The organism is Pseudalkalibacillus decolorationis, assembly GCF_024609785.1.
Classification (GTDB): Bacteria; Bacillota; Bacilli; order Bacillales; family Fictibacillaceae; genus Pseudalkalibacillus; species Pseudalkalibacillus decolorationis.
Genome location: NZ_JANHJQ010000006.1, coordinates 194,174 through 213,846 on the forward strand (window position 1 = coordinate 194,174; position 19,673 = coordinate 213,846).

The window sequence follows — 19,673 nt, forward strand, 5'->3', positions numbered from 1 at the left end:
GACCGGTACTTTAGTTATGATAAAATAGTTTCATAAACTGCTAAAAATAGGATATCAAACCAGAATTACCGATTGATAACAATATATTGATATAATTATAATGATGAGGAGGTAGAGTTGTTGATTGACATCCATTGCCATATCTTGCCCGGAATCGACGACGGGGCACAAACAGTAGAAGACAGCATCGAAATGGCTCGAGCGGCGATTGATGAAGGCATTACTACCATTATCGCTACCCCTCATCATAACAGTCATTACCAAAACTACGGATCTACCATATTAGATAAGGTAGTACAACTAAACGATGTTCTCAACCATCAACAAGTCGATCTAACCATCCTACCAGGCCAGGAACCGAGAATTACTGGTGAACTTCTAAGCCAATTCGAGACAGGGGAAATACATACCTTAACAGGCGGTCGGAAGTACATGCATATCGAACTACCTTCAAATCATGTCCCTAGCTATTCCAAATCAATTGTCTTTGAACTTCAGCTTAAAGGAATAACACCAATTATTGTACATCCAGAACGAAACCAAAAGCTTATTGAAGAACCAGATTTATTATATGAACTAGTTAGGGATGGTGCGCTTACGCAGGTAACCGCATCCAGTATAATTGGTAACTTCGGAAAGAACATTCAGAAATTTTCGCAACAACTAATCGAAAGCAACTTAACGCACTTTATCGCCTCTGATGCCCACAACACAACAAATAGAGCTTTTCATCTCCGTACTGCATTTGAAGAAGTCGAGAGAAAATTTGGGATATCTGTACGATACAACCTACAAGAAAACGCAGAATACATCGTACGAGGAGAAAGTGTTTTAATTAGCCCACCAGAACCAGTTAAACGAAAAAGATTTCTAGGTCTTTTTTAATAGCAACCTTTGTATATAAAACTAATTAACTTCAATACTCTCAACCTTTTTATGACTTAACCAAGTTAATATCTAATGAAAGCGTACGTTTCACATGTGTATTTTCATTAGGTATTTATTTTTTGCTTAAAACATGTATTTTACTTGAAACGTCCAAAAATAAAAATAAAAATAAAAAGGAGGCACCCATGTGAGCTATCAGAGAAGACTTTCATTATTGGTTTTGCTAGATTCCATAATTGTATTATTTGCTATCTATTTAGGATATTTTATACTTCATCCGTATTTCAATATCTATACATTTCCCACATTAGTAATCAGTTCTATCACGTTACTTGCTAGTCACCATGTATTCGCCTCTATGTATCGCCTTTATCATAAAGCTTGGGAATATGCGAGTGTAGGGGAACTGGTTGCCATTGTTAAGGCTGTTAGTTTTTCTATCCTTGCAACTGCTGCAGTACAGGCTGTTGTACATGGGAATATCTATATCCGAGTACTATTAATTACATGGTTGCTACATGTTGTTTTAATCGGTGGTTCTCGGTTTTCATGGAGGGTATTTCGAGACCGTTACATAAATTCTCATTCTGAGAGGAAGCGTGCACTTATTGTTGGCGCTGGTTCAGCCGGGACGATGATTGTTCGACAGTTATTAAAGAATAATGAAACGGATATTTATCCGGTTGCCTTTGTAGATGATGATACGAAGAAACAAAAACTGCAAATATATGGGTTAACTGTACTAGGAAAAACAAAAGACATATCAACGGTTGTAAAAAACCACGATATCCAAACGATTATTATTGCGATTCCATCATTAGGAAAAAAGGAAATTCAACGAATATATCAGGAATGCAGTAAAACAGATGCAAAGACCCAGATCATTCCTATGCTTGAGGATTTAGCAACAGGTAAGGTATCTGTAAATCAATTCCGTGACGTTCTAGTAGAAGACTTATTAGGGAGAAAGCCAGTTGAGCTTGATCTTGAAAGCATCTCGAAAAAAGTCACAAACAACACGATCTTAGTCACTGGAGCGGGTGGATCAATTGGTTCTGAAATTTGTCGTCAAGTTTGTAAGTTCCAACCAAAGAAAATTCTATTACTAGGTCATGGAGAAAATTCTATTTATCAGATCGATATGGAATTACGACAAAACTATTTAAATGAATTTGAAATAATCCCAGTCATTGCCGATGTTCAAGATCGAAATCGAATTTTTGAAGTCATGCAGGAACATTCTCCAGATGCTGTTTATCATGCAGCTGCCCATAAGCATGTTCCATTGATGGAATACAACCCGAAAGAAGCAGTGAAAAACAATGTGATCGGAACAAAAAATGTTGCCGAGGCTGCAGACACTTTTGGTGTAACCACGTTTGTTTTAGTATCTTCGGACAAAGCAGTGAATCCAACAAACGTAATGGGGTCAACGAAAAGAATTGCAGAAATGGTTATTCAGCAGCTTGCACAAACAAGCAAAACCAAATTCGTTGCGGTACGTTTTGGAAATGTACTTGGAAGTCGGGGAAGTGTAATACCGCTATTTAAAAAACAAATTCAAGCAGGTGGGCCGGTCACAGTCACCCATCCTGACATGACACGTTACTTTATGACGATACCAGAAGCATCCCGATTGGTTATGCAAGCGGGAGCACTAGCTCGTGGTGGAGAGATCTTTGTGCTAGATATGGACGAGCCAGTAAAGATAGTGGATTTAGCTAAAAACCTGATTCATTTATCCGGATATACAATTGACGAGATCGGTATCAATTACTCTGGCATTCGACCAGGTGAAAAAATGTATGAAGAGCTTTTAAATGAGAATGAAGTCCATAATAAAGAAGTTTTCCCAAAGATATATATTGGAAAAACAGCCAACATTTATATTGAAGAAATACAAGAGATTCTTGGTTCCTTATCAACAATAGATAATGGGGATTTAGCACACACACTATTAGATTTAGCAAACAACAGAAGTAAGAAAAAGGAAATGTATGCAGTTTCCAACATATGAGGAGGACTTAAAAATGAAGGTAACAAAAGCCATTATACCAGCGGCTGGTTTAGGACAAGATTTTTACCAGCCACGAAAGCCCAGCCTAAGGAAATGTTACCGATTGTAGATAAACCCACCATTCAATATATTATTGAAGAAGCTGTAGCATCTGGGATCGAAGATATTATTATTGTTACAGGTAGAGGGAAGCGTGCGATTGAGCCATCATTTTGATAAATCCATATGAGCTAGAAGAGACGTTATCTAGGACAGGGAAAATTAATTGCAAATTGATTTTACGTACCATGTAATGAAGTAATAGTAAAAACCTTAAGGAAGATTCATAATCCTTAAAAAACTGTCTATTTGCTTTTGGACATCCTTAATGCGATTTAATAACTGCCTCATCCTAGTCAGGGTGGATTTTTCTCTATCGTTGTTATAAATCCCTATGAACAGTAATTGATGTTTAAAAAGTATTGGTGATATTGAGATGAAAGAGTAATTTAGTAGTTAGTAAGAAAGGGTTTTTGATTAAGTACTAACCAACTAAATAAATGTTTCTAAATGCAATTTACATATATAGTAAGTTAATAAGGAAGGAATTTTTGTAAAATGAGAGACAGGATATTCCTCTCATCGCCACATATGAGTGATGAAGGCTATGAAATGCTGTATATAAAGAAAGCTTTTGATACGAATTGGATTGCACCACTTGGGGAAAACGTGAATGAATTTGAAAAAGAACTGGCGATTAAGGTTGGTTCTAAGTCTGCTGCAGCACTATCATCTGGTACTGGAGCTATCCATTTAGCTTTAAGAGCAGCAGGAGTGGGTGAAGGAGATATTGTGTTTTGTCCAACGCTCACCTTCTCAGCTACGGTCAACCCTATTATTTATCAGAATGCTATTCCTGTTTTTATTGATAGTAATTATGAAACATGGAATATATGTCCTAAAGCTTTAGAAGAAGCTTTTAAGAAATTTCCGGAAGTCAAGGCTGTTATTGTGGTACATCTTTACGGTTTGTCAGCAGATATGGATAAAATTGTAGAACTTTGTAAAAGGTACAATGTAGTTTTAATAGAAGATGCTGCAGAGTCTTTGGGCACCTTTTATAAAGGAAAACATACAGGAACCTTTGGTAATTATGGTGTTTTCTCTTTTAATGGTAATAAGATCATTACTACTTCTGGTGGTGGAATGTTAGTTTCTGACAATGAAGAGAGAATCGCCAAGGCTCGTTTTTGGGCTACTCAATCTAGGGATCCAGCAAAGCACTATCAGCATAGCGAATTAGGGTTTAATTATCGTATGAGTAATGTGGTTGCTGGGATTGGTAGGGGCCAACTTAAGGTCTTAGACCTAAGAGTTGAGAAAAAGAGGCATATTTTTGAGTTTTATAAGAAAGAGCTAGGTGGGCTCGACGGTGTTGAGTTCATGCCTAGTAATGGGTGGAATGAGCCAAATTACTGGTTAAGTTCCATGACATTAAGTGGCAAAGTGAGACCTATTGATATTATGGATGCACTTGAAAGCGAGAATATTGAGTCTAGACCAATTTGGAAGCCGATGCATATGCAACCATTTTTTCAAAGGTATGACTTTATTGGAACGGATGTTTCTAGGAAATTATTTGATAATGGTGTGTGTTTGCCATCTGATACGAAGATGACGGATGGGGATTTGGATAGCGTTGTAGAGATTATAAAAGGTTTGTGGTTAAAGTGATGGTATCTTCTAAAGGTGGTATTTATAAAAGATTTATAAAAAGACCAATGGATTTTATATTAGCTTTGATTGCTATTATAGCTTTCTGTCCAGTTCTTTTAATAGTTGCTATCCTTATAAAAGTAAAGTTAGGAAGTCCAGTATTATTTAAACAAAATAGACCGGGACTTAATGAAAAGATTTTTACGATATATAAGTTTAGGACGATGACGGATGAAAAAGATCATACCGGGGAATTGCTACCAGACAGTGTTAGACTTACAAGTTTCGGGAAGTTCCTACGTTCTACAACACTTGATGAGCTACCAGAACTATTTAATATTTTAAAAGGTGATATGTCGATAGTTGGGCCGAGGCCGCTGTTGGTAAAGTATCTTCCATTATATAATGAACATCAAAAACGTCGCCATGAAGTTAGACCGGGTTTATCAGGCTTGGCGCAAGTTAGTGGTAGGAATGCTATTAGTTGGGAAGAAAAATTTAATCTCGATTTTGAGTATGTAAATAATGTTAGTTTTTATAGAGATTGGAAAATTATTTTTTTGACCATTAAGAAGGTTTTCATAAGAGAGGGTATTAATTCAGAGACTACAGCAACGATGGAGCCTTTTAAAGGAAGCATAAGACGGAGGATTAAATAGATGAAAGATATTGTGATAATTGGAGCAGGCGGGTTTGGAAGAGAAGTTGCTTGGCTTATTGAAGATATAAATAAAGTCAATAAAGAATGGAATATTGTTGGTTTTGTTGATGATGATGAAAAAATTCAAGGAACAGAAATTAATGGGTACAATGTTGTTGGTAATGTTGAGTGGTTAAGAAAACAAGAGCTCCATGTAGTCAATGCTATTGGAGATCCAATTGTGAAAAAGAAAGTAATGGAAAGAATCGAGTATAGCAAAAACACATACCCAGTACTAATTCACCCTAGTGTAATTTGTTCAGACAAAGTTTCATTTGGTGAAGGCTCTATTATATGCCCTGGTAACATTATCACTGTTAATATTGAAATTGGTAAACATGTAATAATTAACTTAGATTGTACTATTGGACATGATACTGTGATTGGCAATTATACAACTGTTCTTCCAAGTGTTAATGTTTCTGGTTTTGTAGAGTTAGAGGAATGTGTAAGTGTCGGAACCGGGTCGGCAATTATTCAAGGTGTAAAAATTGGTGAAAATACCATTATTGGAGCAGGTTCTGTAGTTGTAAAAAATTTACCCGTTAATTGTACAGCTGTCGGTGCTCCTGCAAAGCCCATTAAGTTTCATGAATAGCAATAGAAGGTTACTATTCAATAGTAATTAATAGTGGTTCCTATGAAAATGCAGATGCGTTTAGGGTATATTCATTGAAAAATAAATTGCTGTGACTGAGGTGGCATAAATTGAAGAAAAAAATATGGTTGTGGAATCATTATGCGACTGATATGTACAAAAACCGAGGGGGACGACATTATTGGTTCGCGGAAAACCTGATTAAACAAGGATACGAAGCAACGGTTTTTTGTGCAAATACTTATCACAACAAATCTGAATTTATTGATACAAAAAATAAAAGGTATGCCACAGATACCTTAGATAACATTCCTTTTGTTTTTGTAAAGACTACAACGGCCCTTGGGAATGGAATTGATAGAGTTAAAAATATGGTTTTATTTTACTTCAATTTATTTTATGTGGCAAAGGAATATTTAAAGTTGAATGGTAAGCCTGACGTTATTCTTGCTTCTAGTGTACACCCATTAACCATGGTTGCAGGAATTCAAATAGCTAAGAAGCTTGGGATTCCTTGTATATGCGAGATTCGAGACTTGTGGCCAGAAGCTATCTTTTCATTTAACAAAGCTAAAGAAAGAAGCCTGTTAGGACGCGTTCTTACTGCTGGTGAACATTGGATTTATAAAAAGGCAGATGCTCTAATTTTCACTAAAGAGGGGGATACCGATTATATAAGAGAAAAGAAATGGGATACTGGACAAGGTGGAAATATCGATCTTGAAAAATGTCACTACATTAACAATGGGGTAGATATAAACGCATTTGAAATATCATCTTTTAGAAAGGTGGAAGATGAAGATTTAAGTACAGATAAGTTTAATGTAGTTTATGTAGGAGCAATTCGACCAGTGAATAATGTAGGTAATATACTGGATGCAGCATCAATCTTAAAAAGTGAGAGTGAGATCCAATTTTTAATATATGGTGATGGTAATCAAAAGGAAATACTGGAAAAGAGAATTGCTAATGAAAATCTAACTAATGTGAACATGAAAGGCTTTGTAAATAAACAAACTATACCTTATATCCTAAGTAAATCGTCAGTAAATATTCTTAATTATTCACAGACAGAATACAATTGGTCGAGAGGGAACAGTTCAAATAAACTATTTGAGTATATGGCGTCAGGGAAACCAATTATATCAACAGTAAAAATGGGTTATTCAATATTAGATAAGTATAAGTGTGGAATTGAACTGGGAAGAAGTACACCTGAAGAGTTAGCTAAAGCGATTTTAAAAATAAGAACTATGACCAATCAACAGTATGAAGTTATGGCTAAAGGTGCAAAAAAAGGTGCAAAGGACTTTGATTTTAAGCTGTTAACTAGAAAATTAATTGATGTTATTGAAGGTGTTCATTAATCCAAAAATGAGGTATTGCAATGATTAAGTCACTAATAACTGAATATGGGTTGCCGTGGGTTATTAACCGCTCACTCTATTCAGCAAAGCTGAAGATGATGGGAATAATACCAAACAGTGAAAAAATGTTTGAAAAAAATATTCATGTAAAAAGGGTAGATATATTTAACCTGAAAATAGAACCGATTGAAGATTTTTTAAAAGAATTATCGAGAAAAAAGAAAACAGAAATTATATCTATTGCTAACAATGCAATAGAAGGTAAAATAATGGGTTTTTCTTCGGTTGAACTTGACTACGGAAACCCTGTCAAATGGCATTATAATCCTATTACCAAAGAAGAAGTAGATAGAAACCTAAAATGGTATCAGATTCCAGACTTTGATCCTAAACGAGGAGATATTAAAGCCATTTGGGAAGCGTCAAGGTTCACACACTTTTTTTATTTTACTAGGGCTTATCTTATAACAAAAGATAGAAAATATTACGATGCTTTTTCAAATCAGCTAAATGGATGGTTACATGAAAATTACTATCCTTATGGCGCTAATTATAAATGTGGTCAAGAGGCGACATTAAGAATGATTAATATTTTAATAGCTTATTCCGTATTTGAATCTTATAGGTTAATAACACCAAAAGATGAAGAAAATGTACGACTGATTGTAGAAGGTAGTTATAAAAAGGTATTATCAAATTTTTTTTATGCCTATAGGTGTATTAAAAATAACCATACTCTCTCTGAGATAACAGGACTTATAATTGGAGCTTGGTCTTGTAAAGATGAAAGAAGATTAAAACAAGCATATGCTTTGCTTGATAAAGAGATTCAAAAACAGTTTCTTCCAGATGGTGGATATATACAGTACTCCTTTAATTATCAAAGATTCGCACTTCAACTAATGGAGTTTGTGATAAAAATAAGTAAGAAAACTAATATTGCTATATCTGAACGAAGCGAGAACTTAATAAAAAACAGTGCTTACTTATTATATCAAATGCAAGATGAAACGGGAGATGTACCTAATTATGGATCAAATGATGGTGCTTTAATATATCCAGTCACATCTTGTGGATATAGAGATTATAAACCAGTAGTAAACACAATTTTTGCTTTAATTGAAGGCAAAAGGATATATGAACCAGGTGATTATGATGAAGAGCTATTGTGGTTTGGAGATGAGAGATTATATCATATCCCCATTTCTTTAATTAAAAAGAAACATTCATCGTTTATCAAATCAGGTTTTTATTCTTGGAGACATAATGCTGGCTTTTTAATGACGGTCTTACAAGATTTTAAAACTCGTCCAGCTCAGTTGGACCAGCATCATATTGATTTATGGCATAAAGGTATAAATGTTTTTTGTGATAGTGGTACTTATTCATATGCAACTGATATTGGTAAAAACATGGCACTAACTTCAGCACATAACACTGCAATGATGCAAGGCAAAGAGCAGATGAAAAAACGTGGACCGTTTTTAATCTATGATTGGACTAGAAGTAGAGATGTAAAGTATGCTGATGACGGTTTTACAGGAACTATGATCTCCCAAAATGGTTATGAACATACAAGAAACATAAGAAAAACTGATCGGGGATATTTGATCACTGATGGAGTTATTGGTGATGGTGAATATTGTGATTTTAATTTTCATACCCCTTGTAAGGTCAAAAAAGTTGCAACAGGATTTGAGTTGTTTCATGATGAACACCTAATTTGCAATGTGAAAACTGAAGGGATAGTAGAAGTAAAAAAAGCTTATAGAAGTTTGTATTACATGAAAAAAGATGAGATTTATTGCGTTTCAATTAGAGGTAAAATGGTCAATAAAAAATGCAGTACCTCATTTGAAATAAGTCTTATTAAATAATATTGCATTTAATTATATATAACTATTATGAGGAGTTATCTTATGAAAAATGGTAAGAGTGGGATTATTATGTTATTTCCTCATCTTCCTAACCCAAGAATGCTCAAAAGAATTAACGCATTAAAAGAAGATTACCTTGTGGAAGTAATATATTGGGATAGAGGAACCGAGTTTGATAAGATAAATCAAATTCCTCCAACAATTAAAAAAAATGTAATTCATAGAAAGGCAAATGAGGGTAATCCATTAAGGAGGATAGGAACAACTATCAAAGTTCTAATGGACGCATTAAAGATTATCCGAGAATCAAAACCACAGTACCTGTATATTTCTAAATTAGACATGTTGATGATTGGGGTTATATACAAACGTTTTTTTAATAGAACAGTAGAAGTGATTTATGAAGTGAGTGATTTACATTCGCTAGTAATTGACAAACAAAAAAAAATAACTAAAAAATTTATTTCAGAAGTTCTCAATAGTACAGAAAAGTTATTATGTAAAAGTATTAATTTGCTTGTGGTAACTTCAGAATATTTTTACAAACATTATTATAGCGATTTTGTTAATGAAAATAAACTTCTTTTTATTCCTAACACTCCAGACTCACAAGTCTTTAATGATTTTTCACGTCGACAAAACCAAAAATTCACAATAGGATTTATAGGTGCTGTTAGATATGCTAAGCAAATTGAAATGCTAATTGAGGCTGCTGAGATAAGTGATGTTAATGTTTTTATAGCCGGCAAGGGTGTGGACTATAACAGAATTAAGGAATACGCAAAGGGCAAATCCTATGTTGAAATGTATGGAGAATATGAATATGAAAAAGAGATTAAGTTTCTTTATGAAAAAGTAAACTGTATTTATTCTGTATATGATGCTAGTAAAAAAAATGTACAAATTGCATTGCCAAATAGACTCTATGAAGCAATATACACAAGCACACCAATTATAGCAGCAAAAAATACATATTTAGGAGAGATCGTTGAAACACATAAAATTGGAGAAACAGTAAATTATAATGAAATTCATGATCTAGTGAATGTAATTAATAGGTTGAAAAATGATGAAAACATAATTAACTGTATAGAAGGTGAAGCATCACACTTAAAAGAAAAGTGGGTTCTAAAAAACTTTAATAAAAAGCTATTGGATGCTATTAGGACTTAATCTTTTGGTCCAATAAATAAAGAAAATTCATATAAGATAGGAAGGTTTAAATGGAAAATCAAATAAATGTAATAGGATTAGGTTATATAGGATTACCCACAGCTCTAATGTTTGCAAAGAATGGGATTAAGATAGTAGGAACCGATAACAATACTAATCTAGTAAACTCATTAACAGAAGGTAGGCTTACTTTTGAAGAAAAAGGGTTAGAAGATCTTTTCCAGGAAGCATTATCTAATGGAATTGAATTCACAACGGAATATCAAAAGACTCATACCTATATACTTGCGGTCCCAACACCTTATATTCAAGAAAGTAAAAAGCTTGACCCAAAATATGTTATTTCAGCAGTGAATAGTGTCCTTGATGTCTGTGAAAAAGGAGCAATAATAATTATCGAATCAACAATTTCACCTGGTACAATTGATAAGTATATTCGTCCTGAAATTAAAAAGAAAGGTTATGTAATTGGAGACGATATTCATCTTTTGCATGCACCTGAAAGAATTATTCCAGGGAATATGATTTATGAACTTGAGCACAATTCAAGAACAATAGGTGCGGATGATCTTGAGATTGGTGAGAAAGTTAAAGGGCTATATTCAAACTTCTGTAAGTCAGAAATCGTCGTAACGGATATAAGATCAGCTGAAATGTCTAAGGTTGTAGAGAATACTTATAGAGATATCAATATTGCTTTTGCAAATGAATTAGCTAAAATTTCTCGTACAGATAATTTGGATGTTTATGAAATTATTAAAATCGCAAATAAACACCCCCGAGTTAATATATTACAACCTGGTCCAGGGGTCGGTGGGCATTGTATTTCAGTAGATCCTTGGTTTCTGGTTGGGGACTATCCAGATTTGACCAATCTTATATTAACAGCACGTAAGATAAATGATTCTATGCCTAGACATGTATTAGGGCGAATTAGAGATATTATGAGAGAACATGACATTAAAGATATTACAAGAGTTGGATTATATGGATTAACTTACAAAGAAAACGTTGATGATTCAAGAGAAAGTCCTACATTACAACTATTAGAAAGAATGGACGAGCATTTAGCTTTTGGGGTTAAAGTATTTGACCCATTAGTAAAGACCAGAAATGTAGACCATCAATTTATGAACTTTGAAGATTTTTTAAATGAGATAGAAATTCTAGTTATTATGGTAGGACATGATCATATTAAAAATAATATGGATCTTATTAAGGACAAGCTTGTTCTAGATACCAAAAATATCTGTGTATTTGAAGGTCCATATAAATTATAAGGTAAAGTTGGTAGATTAAATGAACAAAAAAGTAATGGTAGTTTTCGGTACAAGACCCGAAGCAATTAAAATGTGTCCTTTGGTTAAAGAACTAAAATCACGAGATAAATTAGATACGGTACTTTGTGTTACTGGTCAGCATAAAGAAATGTTAGACCAAGTCATGAGCGCCTTCCATATAGTTCCAGATTATGATCTTTCAATCATGAAAGCAAAACAAACATTATTTGATGTGACCATAAATATCCTGGGAAAAATAAAAAGCGTTCTGGAAAAAGTAAAGCCCGATGTGGTTTTAGTCCATGGGGATACTTCTACAACTTTTGTAACAGCACTAGCTTGCTTTTACTTACAAATCCCTGTTGGTCATGTTGAAGCTGGACTCAGAACGTATAATATCTTTTCTCCATATCCGGAAGAGTTTAATCGCCAAGCTGTTGGAATTGTAGCAAAATATAACTTTGTCCCGACTGAAATGTCTAAAGAAAATCTTTTAAAAGAGGGTAAAGATTCTTCTACTATATATGTAACTGGTAATACTGCTATAGATGCACTTAAAACAACGGTTAGAGATGATTATTCTCATGAACAGCTTGATTGGGCAGCAGGTAGCAAACTTATTATGATTACTGCACATAGAAGAGAAAATCTCGGTGAACCAATGAGAAATATGTTTAGGGCTATCAAGAGAATTATAGATGAGCAACCAGATATTAAGGCGATATATCCTATTCATATGAACCCAGTAGTGAGAGAAGCAGCTAATGAGATTTTAGGAAGCTGTGCCAGAGTAAGACTCATTGAACCTTTGGAAGTTTTGGATTTCCATAATTTTCTTTCAAGATCCTATTTAATACTGACTGATAGTGGCGGTATTCAGGAGGAAGCTCCAAGCTTAGGTAAACCGGTAATGGTTATGCGTGATACGACTGAGCGACCTGAAGGTATAGCAGCTGGTACATTGAAACTGGTTGGAACCGATGAAGAGGTTATTTATCAGACTTTTAAATTGTTACTTGAAAATAAAGCGGCGTATGAAAAAATGAGTCAAACTAGCAATCCTTATGGTGATGGGTTTGCGAGTAAGAGGATAGCGGATGTATTATGCCAATGCAACGTTAACATGATATGATGTTTTTATTTTTGGAAATGTCGTTTGCAAGTAAATAATGAGCGGCTTCCAGTGAAAGTAGAAATAATAATCAGATCTTAGATAACAAAAAAACAAGTAAAGCAGCATGCTAGCTTCTTAACAGTACTGACAATTCAACACTATTTTATTTTACTCATTAGGGATGTCTGATATATCAAGGGTACAACTAATTTCAATAGTTTTAGTTGGAGTTATTTTTTTTATGCACTTCCGAAGATATATTTATTGTTCCTTGAGAAACACTTATATCTTAATGTGTGATGTGTGATAATCCCAGCTTTCTTTATGTCATTGACTGTTTACAGATGAATCTAGTGATTAAAATAAACCAAACTATGAAGAAAAGCAAGTTTGATAATTTTCCGTATTTTAGGAAATACTAAGTATCCAAATCTTTACTGGCAAAGCTTTAGCAGGTGCATTCAGCCTTTCTTTTCTTATTAATTTCCAACCATTATTTAGAGGAATTACTCACTAAGAGCACTTTTGTTCTCATAAAAATTCCACTAGTTGCAAACTAGCATTGGGCTCAAGAAAGGAAGTGCCCTCATGACAAAGAAGAAAAAATTCATGCTTATTTTTTTAGTTTTTTATACAATGTTAATCTCCTTGATTATTGTAAATAGTAATGACGAAAAAATGTTATTATCTACTTATTTGATAGTATTACCTGCAATTATTATATATATGGCTGTTTATGTAAAGTTTTTTTCAGCAACTTTTTTCTTTTTAATCTTTTATTTGATGTTGTTTTTCGTACAACCAATATATAACCTTTTGATTGAGTATCATTATTATCAATATAGTGCTGAGTCAATTAGAACGCTTACAGTGCTATCGGTTTTAGGTGTTTTGCTTTTCTGTATTGGTAATTGTATTTCTGTCAGTAATAATAAAGTTAAATTAGAAAAAGTATATATAGAGAATAATGGAATACAAAAAGTAACTATTTTGATAGGTTTTGTTACATTAATTTCCGTTTTGCTTTGTATTATAGACGCCGGTACACTTAATATAATGAATTTAAGTCGCTTAGAACTTAAAAATTCGGGTAGTCCTTTTCGTTTAGTGGCAAATTATGGTTTTTATACAACATCAATTATGTTTTTTGGAGTCTTTTTTACTGTTAAAGCCAGACGCTGGTCTAATGTTGTAAAATGGTTATGTATTTTTGTTTTGTTGGAAATTTTAATATTTATGCTATTTCGAACTAGGTCACTTTTGGTGGTTCATTCAGCTTCTGTTTTGGTCGGTTATTACTATAGTGGATTGTATGGATACAATAAAAATAAAAATCACTTATCACCGAAAGTTATAACTTTAGTTTTAGGTGTTGGACTGTTCTTAGCAGCTATAATATCGCGATTTTTCCGTGGTTATTTACAGCCTGGTCAATCTGTCGGAAATTTCAACTTCAATTTAAAGTTTTTTTTGGAAAGCTCTATAAATTCTGGAGATATAGGGTACTCTACAACAGTATTGAAAGTTATAAATTATGTACCCTCGTACCATGACTTTTTATACGGACAATCATATTACCGATTATTATTCACTGTCATTCCCAGATCACTTTGGGAAGGTAAACCTAAAAATACACAACAAATTGTTGCGAGTTGGTTGGAACCCGAAATTCGAGGAATGTCTATACCACCAGGTATTATAGGGGATGCCTATATAAATTTCGGGACATTCGGAATATCAATCCTTATTTTATTTGGTATATTTTTTGCTATATTAGATAGAAAACTATCAATTAAGTACTTTATGGTGTGGGCAGTTAGTGCAACTTGGATTTTCCATCTTGTAAGAGGAGGGTTTACTAACCCTATAATTATCTTTACGATGTTATTTATCGTAATAACATTTATTAACTATAAATTTTTTAATAAGACAAATGGATGATACTGTGCAATAGAAGAGATAAATTGTTACCTGTCATAGAATCATCGTTGAATATACTATTTTTTTAAAAAAAGAGGATGTCCATTAAAGTAAAAAAGATAGGAGTTATTATTAAAACTTCTTTGGAGCAACCTCTTAAAATCCAATTTTAGGGCATATTCTGGGGGTTGGTTAGAGATTCGTATGTTCGAAACTTTTCCTTAGAAGTATTATCACATTTTTTTGCGTGGTATAACTTTAATAGTACTCATGTTTTTGATATTAATGAAATATTAACAAGAGATACAGGAAAATATAGTATCGTTACTATTTGGCAGTCTTGGGTTCATAATTGCAATGGTGAGTGGTTCTTACTAAATAGATGTTAATTATAGAACTTAATTTATTGATAGGGTTGATTGCAAACAGTTTAATTAATCATAATACTATTAAATTTTCAACTTAATGATACCTAAGGAGTATTTTATGCTCAAAAAAAAGTTTATATTCGACTCAATTTTAAATATTATAGCAACTGCAATCCCTTTATTAATAATCCAATTAGTCGCACTCCCGTTTGTCGGTACAAGGTTAGGCGATACTCAATATGGCTTAATAGTTACTTTAATAAGCCTCTTTACTTTACTTAGTCTTCCTTTTGGAAATGTTCTAAATAACATAAGATTATTATTAGATAATGAATATGAACAAAAAAAGATTACCGGTGATTTTAACGTTCTACTCGCTGCTAGTATAATAATAAGCGCATTTATTGTAATGGTTGGTACAATATATTATGAGGGAACTTTTTCTATTATTAGTGTTATTCTGATAATAACCATATCTTGTTTAAACTTAATAAGAGAATATTTGTTGGTAAGTTTTAGAATAGAGTTAAATTACAAAGCCATATTGGTTAATAATATAATATTAGGAATAGGCTATATGACTGGTACCTTGGTATTTTATTTAACTGGATATTGGCAATCAATTTTTATTTTGGGCTCCGGATTAAGTTTGTTTTATATCATTAGAAACTCAAATCTGTTAAAAGAAAGTTTTACAACTACTAAATTATTCAAAAATACTCTATATAAGAATCTTATTTTATTTTGTTCAATTTTTTTAAAAACTATATTGTCTTATGCTGATAAACTTTTGTTATTCCCATTACTAGGACCAACAGTAGTATCAGTATACTATACCGCCACAATAATAGGAAAAATAATATCAATGATGATAACGCCAATAAATAGTGTGATTTTAAGCTATCTTACTAGAATGGAGAAAATAGGATTTAAAAATTTTTTATATGTTATTATTATTACGAGTGTTGTTGGAGTAATGGGGTATTTTATAACTATTCTAATAAGTCACCCACTATTATACTTTTTGTACCCTAGTTGGGCAGCAGAGTCTATGGAACTAATTTATATTACTACAGCAAGTGCTATTTTAGGAGTAATGAGTTCTGTAATTCATCCTTTTATTCTGAGATTTAATAATATTAATTGGCAGTTGTTTATTAGTGGAACAAATGTGGTGATATATATAATTTGTGCATTTGTATTTTTTAATCTTTATGGATTAATAGGATTTTGCGTTGGTATTTTAATAGCAAATGGCTTTAAATTGGTTATAATGATTTCTATATTTATTTATAATTACAGACAGAATAGTTCGAAAGGTTTAAAGAGGGACATATTAAAAAATGTTTGATTTTAAAGGAAAGAATTGTATTGAAAATGTATAGTGGTTGAGAATATAAATAGAAGAGGGAACTCAAATAAATGTATAAAAATCCTTCCTTGATAGCTGTTATTCTCTGGATTGCATTAATCTTCTACCTATCACATCAACCAGCCACAATGTCTAATGAACTGAGTACAGGAATAACAGAGGTTATCGTCAAAACAGTAGAAAAAGTTATTCCTAATATGGACTTTGATATTAGAGGCTTTAATCACATCGTCAGGAAAAATGCCCATTTCTTTGCTTACCTAGTACTTGGGTTACTAGTGATTAACGCCTTGAGAAGAAGTGAGTTATATGGATATCGGAGCATAGGACTGGCTTTATTGATTTGTGTGATTTATGCCATATCCGATGAAGTGCATCAGTTATTTATCCCCGGAAGATCAGGAGAGATAAGAGATGTACTAATTGATAGTACTGGAGCGAGTGTGGGGATTGGTGTTTATTTGATGATTGATTGGATGAAATACAGAAATATCCGCTAAGCTAAAATTGGCTTATCGGGTATATTTTTTTGTTTATCAAACAAATGTATATTCTTATAGAGTTTAATAGTTCCTAGCTAATCGAAATTTATTAGTTTGAGCTTTTTACACGTTCGGCTAACTATTGATTACAGTCCAGCTAATTCGATCTCAAGACTTTTGCACTTTCTTGATAGCGTTGATGGATCGACTTTTAGTTTTTTTGCTGCGTCTCGAAGGCTTTGACTTTCCTTAAGCATGTCTGTAATCAGTTTCTTTTCAAATGTGTTGATGCGGTTTTTTAAGGAATCATTTTCATTTATTTTTATGTCAGTATTATCTAACTTCATGTGAATTGGCAGGTGTTCAGGCGTAATCACTTGTGTATTCGTCATGACGTAGAGCCGTTCAACGAGATTGATCAATTCTCTGATATTACCAGGCCAATGGTATTGCTCCATGATGTTTAATGCTTCAGCAGAAATCGATTTTTGCGAGTTATACTTTGTACATAGCTCGTTAAGCTTCTTGTTGATAAGCGGGTGGATATCTTCAATTCTCTCTTTCAAAGGGGGAATTTGTATCGGTATGACGTTGATCCGGTAGTATAGATCCTCTCTGAATTTTCCTTGCTCCAGCATTCCCTCTAGCGACCGGTTTGTAGCAGTTATTAATCGAAACTTGACCTTCTTCGGTGTTGTGCTTCCTAAACGGGTGATTTCAAAGTCTTGTAAAACACGGAGCAGTTTGACTTGAAGGTTTAGGGGCAGTTCACTGATTTCGTCCAGTAACAACGTACCGTTTTCGGCAATTTCAAATAAGCCTGGTTTACCACGATTATCGGCTCCGGTAAAGGCGCCTTTGACGTAGCCGAACAGTTCAGATTCTAGCAAATGGCCTGGGATGGCTCCGCAATTTATTTTAACGAATGGTGCATTCTTTTCCCTTCCGTAATCATGAATTAGTTTCGATAGCACTTCCTTCCCTGTTCCAGACTTTCCAGTTATTAATACGGGTGAGTCGACTTTCCCGATCATTGAGATGTTCTCCAAAATCAACTGCATTTTTTTACTATTTGCGACGATATGAGGATTTCTTTCATGTAGTTCTTTGTATTGGGTGAGCTCTGTGAGGTACCTTTCCGAGCGTTCTTCTGCATCTCTGAGCTTATTTTGTAAGGTGTTCAACGTTGTCACGTCTCTTGCAGTAAAAACAATCAAGTAAATTTCCCCATTTTCATCATAAACAGGCTGTCCTGTCACTAAAACATCGTTACCGTTTCGAAATGTTTGAATTAATGAGACCTTTTCTTGTGCCTCCATTACCATTACCCCGATCGAATTAGAGACAAGGCCTTCTTTTACCAATTGTATACTCGTATTGCCGATGATTTTGTCAGTTTGAATCCCTGTTATTTTCGTATAGGCACTGTTGATACATAAGCATTTTAAGTTGCCATCATAAATAGCAATGCCTTCTTGAAATGCCTCGACTACTACTTCTAAGTCCATAAGGGAATTGGTTTCCTTGAATTTATCCATGAACACACTCTACACCTTCCTACGATTGTTGCAAATTGACATTTTGTGTTGAATTAATGCAACAAGTGGTTTATCTATTAGGGGATAAGTCCTAAGTAGTAGTTGAGGGACAGATTATTTAGTGCTTGATGCAAAAATGCAACATTATTATTTAGATTATACTAATTATTTCGACAATAGACAAGGATATTAGAAGTTGGCATGTTACTTGCAGATTAAAAGGGTGAATAAAAGTTTTATTAAATAAGGAGGATTTTAATGAGTTATACGGTTTTTTCACCATCGCGTATTTTTAGTGGCCCCGGTAGTATTGAACGTTTGAAAGGCCTTGTAGAGGAACTTGGTGCTGAACAATTATTCGTTGTGACAGACCAAGGGCTGCGCAAAGCTGGGATTGTAGAAAAAGTGGTCAATCTACTCAATGATGAGCGGTTAAATGTAAGCGTTTTCGACGAGACTCAACCTGAACCAACAGTCGGTAATTATGAAGACGCATTAAAGTTAGCGAAGGATACTAAGGCACAATTAATTATTGGTCTTGGGGGAGGAAGTTCAATCGATCTGGCAAAGGCTGTTTCACTCGGTATGGTTCACCCGGGATCAATTCTTGATTATGTCGGAATTGACAAGGTTCCTGGCCCGGGGCTTCCAACAATACTTGTTTCGACAACCTCTGGTACGGGTTCTGAAGTTTCAAAGTTTGCTGTTTTAACAGACGAAGCAACCAACCTTAAAAGCGTTGTTTGCAGTCCGTACAATCTAGCCGTCGCCTCAATCGTTGATCCAGAGCTTACGCTTTCATTACCGCCTGTTATTACAGCACATACAGGAATGGATGCCTTAGTTCATACGATTGAAGGCTACATCGCAGAACGTTCTTCTCCTTACACTGACCAACTGGCTCTTTTAGCCTTTGAGAAGATTTGGAATAACTTGAGCACTGTTTACCATGATGGGTCAAATGTGGATGCAAGGACCGAGATGGCGATTGGTAGTATGATGGGCGGCTTAGTATTGAATACAACGGATGGCGCTGGAATGGTTCACGGACTGGCATTCTCACTCGGTGTTTATTGTCATCTGTCCCACGGCCTTTCAAACAGTCTTGTTTTGCCTTACGTTTTGGAGGTAGTGGCCCCATGAATATTTCGTTTAAATAGAACCACTTTCTCGGACAAAATGAGCACTTATCACGGAAAGATAGAACCACTTTAACGGTAGGGGAACCAGTATTTTTAAACATAAACACATCTACAGTGTGGATAATGCCTCCACACTGTAGAC

Annotated in this window: 15 protein-coding genes and 1 pseudogene; 15 read left to right on the forward strand and 1 reads right to left on the reverse strand. The window is 34.0% G+C overall.

Going from position 1 to position 19,673, the window contains the following annotated elements; translation table 11 throughout:
• Window positions 1-120 precede the first annotated feature (120 nt).
• The 14 genes and pseudogenes from NON16_RS07850 to NON16_RS07915 all read left to right on the forward strand — a co-directional run bounded on the left by NON16_RS07850 (window position 121) and on the right by NON16_RS07915 (window position 16,869).
• On the forward strand, window positions 121-885 hold the full coding sequence (locus NON16_RS07850) for a tyrosine-protein phosphatase (protein ID WP_257348281.1): 765 nt from the start codon (window positions 121-123) through the stop codon (window positions 883-885).
• 190 nt (window positions 886-1,075) lie between these two features.
• Window positions 1,076-2,905, forward strand: coding sequence for a polysaccharide biosynthesis protein (locus NON16_RS07855; protein ID WP_257348282.1), 1,830 nt, complete (start codon window positions 1,076-1,078; stop codon window positions 2,903-2,905).
• Window positions 2,906-2,918: 13 nt separating this feature from the next.
• A pseudogene (locus NON16_RS07860) lies at window positions 2,919-3,165 on the forward strand (sugar phosphate nucleotidyltransferase); the annotation flags it as partial.
• A gap of 337 nt (window positions 3,166-3,502) precedes the next feature.
• The gene (locus tag NON16_RS07865; protein ID WP_257348283.1) at window positions 3,503-4,618 is read left to right on the forward strand and encodes a DegT/DnrJ/EryC1/StrS family aminotransferase; all 1,116 of its coding nucleotides are present in this window, start codon (window positions 3,503-3,505) and stop codon (window positions 4,616-4,618) included.
• Entirely contained in the window at window positions 4,618-5,259 is a 642-nt protein-coding gene (locus tag NON16_RS07870) for a sugar transferase (protein WP_308216593.1), read from the forward strand. Before NON16_RS07865 ends, NON16_RS07870 begins: the two co-directional genes overlap by 1 nt.
• Window positions 5,260-5,898, forward strand: coding sequence for an acetyltransferase (locus NON16_RS07875; RefSeq protein ID WP_257348284.1), 639 nt, complete (start codon window positions 5,260-5,262; stop codon window positions 5,896-5,898).
• Window positions 5,899-6,008: 110 nt separating this feature from the next.
• Window positions 6,009-7,265, forward strand: coding sequence for a glycosyltransferase family 4 protein (locus NON16_RS07880; protein ID WP_257348285.1), 1,257 nt, complete (start codon window positions 6,009-6,011; stop codon window positions 7,263-7,265).
• Between the two features lie 20 nt (window positions 7,266-7,285).
• Window positions 7,286-9,142, forward strand: a complete 1,857-nt coding sequence (locus NON16_RS07885; protein ID WP_257348286.1) for a heparinase II/III domain-containing protein — start codon at window positions 7,286-7,288, stop codon at window positions 9,140-9,142.
• A 42-nt stretch (window positions 9,143-9,184) separates the two neighbouring features.
• Complete coding sequence (locus NON16_RS07890; protein ID WP_257348287.1) at window positions 9,185-10,315, forward strand: glycosyltransferase; 1,131 nt, start codon at window positions 9,185-9,187, stop codon at window positions 10,313-10,315.
• 50 nt (window positions 10,316-10,365) lie between these two features.
• Window positions 10,366-11,595, forward strand: a complete 1,230-nt coding sequence (locus NON16_RS07895; RefSeq protein ID WP_257348288.1) for a nucleotide sugar dehydrogenase — start codon at window positions 10,366-10,368, stop codon at window positions 11,593-11,595.
• A 19-nt stretch (window positions 11,596-11,614) separates the two neighbouring features.
• Window positions 11,615-12,727, forward strand: coding sequence for a non-hydrolyzing UDP-N-acetylglucosamine 2-epimerase (wecB, locus tag NON16_RS07900; RefSeq protein WP_257348289.1), 1,113 nt, complete (start codon window positions 11,615-11,617; stop codon window positions 12,725-12,727).
• Between the two features lie 570 nt (window positions 12,728-13,297).
• Window positions 13,298-14,650, forward strand: a complete 1,353-nt coding sequence (locus NON16_RS07905) for an O-antigen polymerase (protein WP_257348290.1) — start codon at window positions 13,298-13,300, stop codon at window positions 14,648-14,650.
• 465 nt (window positions 14,651-15,115) lie between these two features.
• Window positions 15,116-16,348: a lipopolysaccharide biosynthesis protein gene (locus tag NON16_RS07910; protein WP_257348291.1), complete on the forward strand. Its 1,233-nt coding sequence runs from the start codon at window positions 15,116-15,118 to the stop codon at window positions 16,346-16,348.
• Between the two features lie 71 nt (window positions 16,349-16,419).
• On the forward strand, window positions 16,420-16,869 hold the full coding sequence (locus tag NON16_RS07915; RefSeq protein WP_257348292.1) for a VanZ family protein: 450 nt from the start codon (window positions 16,420-16,422) through the stop codon (window positions 16,867-16,869).
• Between the two features lie 128 nt (window positions 16,870-16,997).
• On the opposite strand, the gene NON16_RS07920 is transcribed toward NON16_RS07915, so the two are convergent.
• Window positions 16,998-18,389 (reverse strand): sigma-54 interaction domain-containing protein, encoded by a 1,392-nt coding sequence (locus tag NON16_RS07920; protein WP_257348293.1) that lies wholly within the window; start codon window positions 18,387-18,389, stop codon window positions 16,998-17,000.
• A gap of 258 nt (window positions 18,390-18,647) precedes the next feature.
• Here NON16_RS07920 and NON16_RS07925 point away from each other — a divergent pair, with 258 nt between their 5' ends.
• Window positions 18,648-19,532 carry an iron-containing alcohol dehydrogenase gene (locus NON16_RS07925; RefSeq protein WP_257348295.1) on the forward strand — a complete coding sequence of 295 codons (885 nt, stop codon included), beginning with the start codon at window positions 18,648-18,650 and terminating at the stop codon, window positions 19,530-19,532.
• The last annotated feature ends 141 nt before the right edge of the window (window positions 19,533-19,673 follow it).

What these genes read in the sequence shown, in the direction of transcription:
- NON16_RS07865 (WP_257348283.1), top strand. Translation starts at nt 3,503, where the DNA reads ATGAGAGACAGGATATTCCTCTCATCGCCACATATGAGTGATGAAGGC.
- NON16_RS07870 (WP_308216593.1), top strand. Translation starts at nt 4,618, where the DNA reads ATGGTATCTTCTAAAGGTGGTATTTATAAAAGATTTATAAAAAGACCA.
- NON16_RS07875 (WP_257348284.1), top strand. Translation starts at nt 5,260, where the DNA reads ATGAAAGATATTGTGATAATTGGAGCAGGCGGGTTTGGAAGAGAAGTT.
- NON16_RS07885 (WP_257348286.1), top strand. Translation starts at nt 7,286, where the DNA reads ATGATTAAGTCACTAATAACTGAATATGGGTTGCCGTGGGTTATTAAC.
- NON16_RS07890 (WP_257348287.1), top strand. Translation starts at nt 9,185, where the DNA reads ATGAAAAATGGTAAGAGTGGGATTATTATGTTATTTCCTCATCTTCCT.
- NON16_RS07895 (WP_257348288.1), top strand. Translation starts at nt 10,366, where the DNA reads ATGGAAAATCAAATAAATGTAATAGGATTAGGTTATATAGGATTACCC.
- wecB (WP_257348289.1), top strand. Translation starts at nt 11,615, where the DNA reads ATGAACAAAAAAGTAATGGTAGTTTTCGGTACAAGACCCGAAGCAATT.
- NON16_RS07905 (WP_257348290.1), top strand. Translation starts at nt 13,298, where the DNA reads ATGACAAAGAAGAAAAAATTCATGCTTATTTTTTTAGTTTTTTATACA.
- NON16_RS07910 (WP_257348291.1), top strand. Translation starts at nt 15,116, where the DNA reads ATGCTCAAAAAAAAGTTTATATTCGACTCAATTTTAAATATTATAGCA.
- NON16_RS07915 (WP_257348292.1), top strand. Translation starts at nt 16,420, where the DNA reads ATGTATAAAAATCCTTCCTTGATAGCTGTTATTCTCTGGATTGCATTA.
- NON16_RS07920 (WP_257348293.1), bottom strand. Translation starts at nt 18,389, where the DNA reads ATGGATAAATTCAAGGAAACCAATTCCCTTATGGACTTAGAAGTAGTA.
- NON16_RS07925 (WP_257348295.1), top strand. Translation starts at nt 18,648, where the DNA reads ATGAGTTATACGGTTTTTTCACCATCGCGTATTTTTAGTGGCCCCGGT.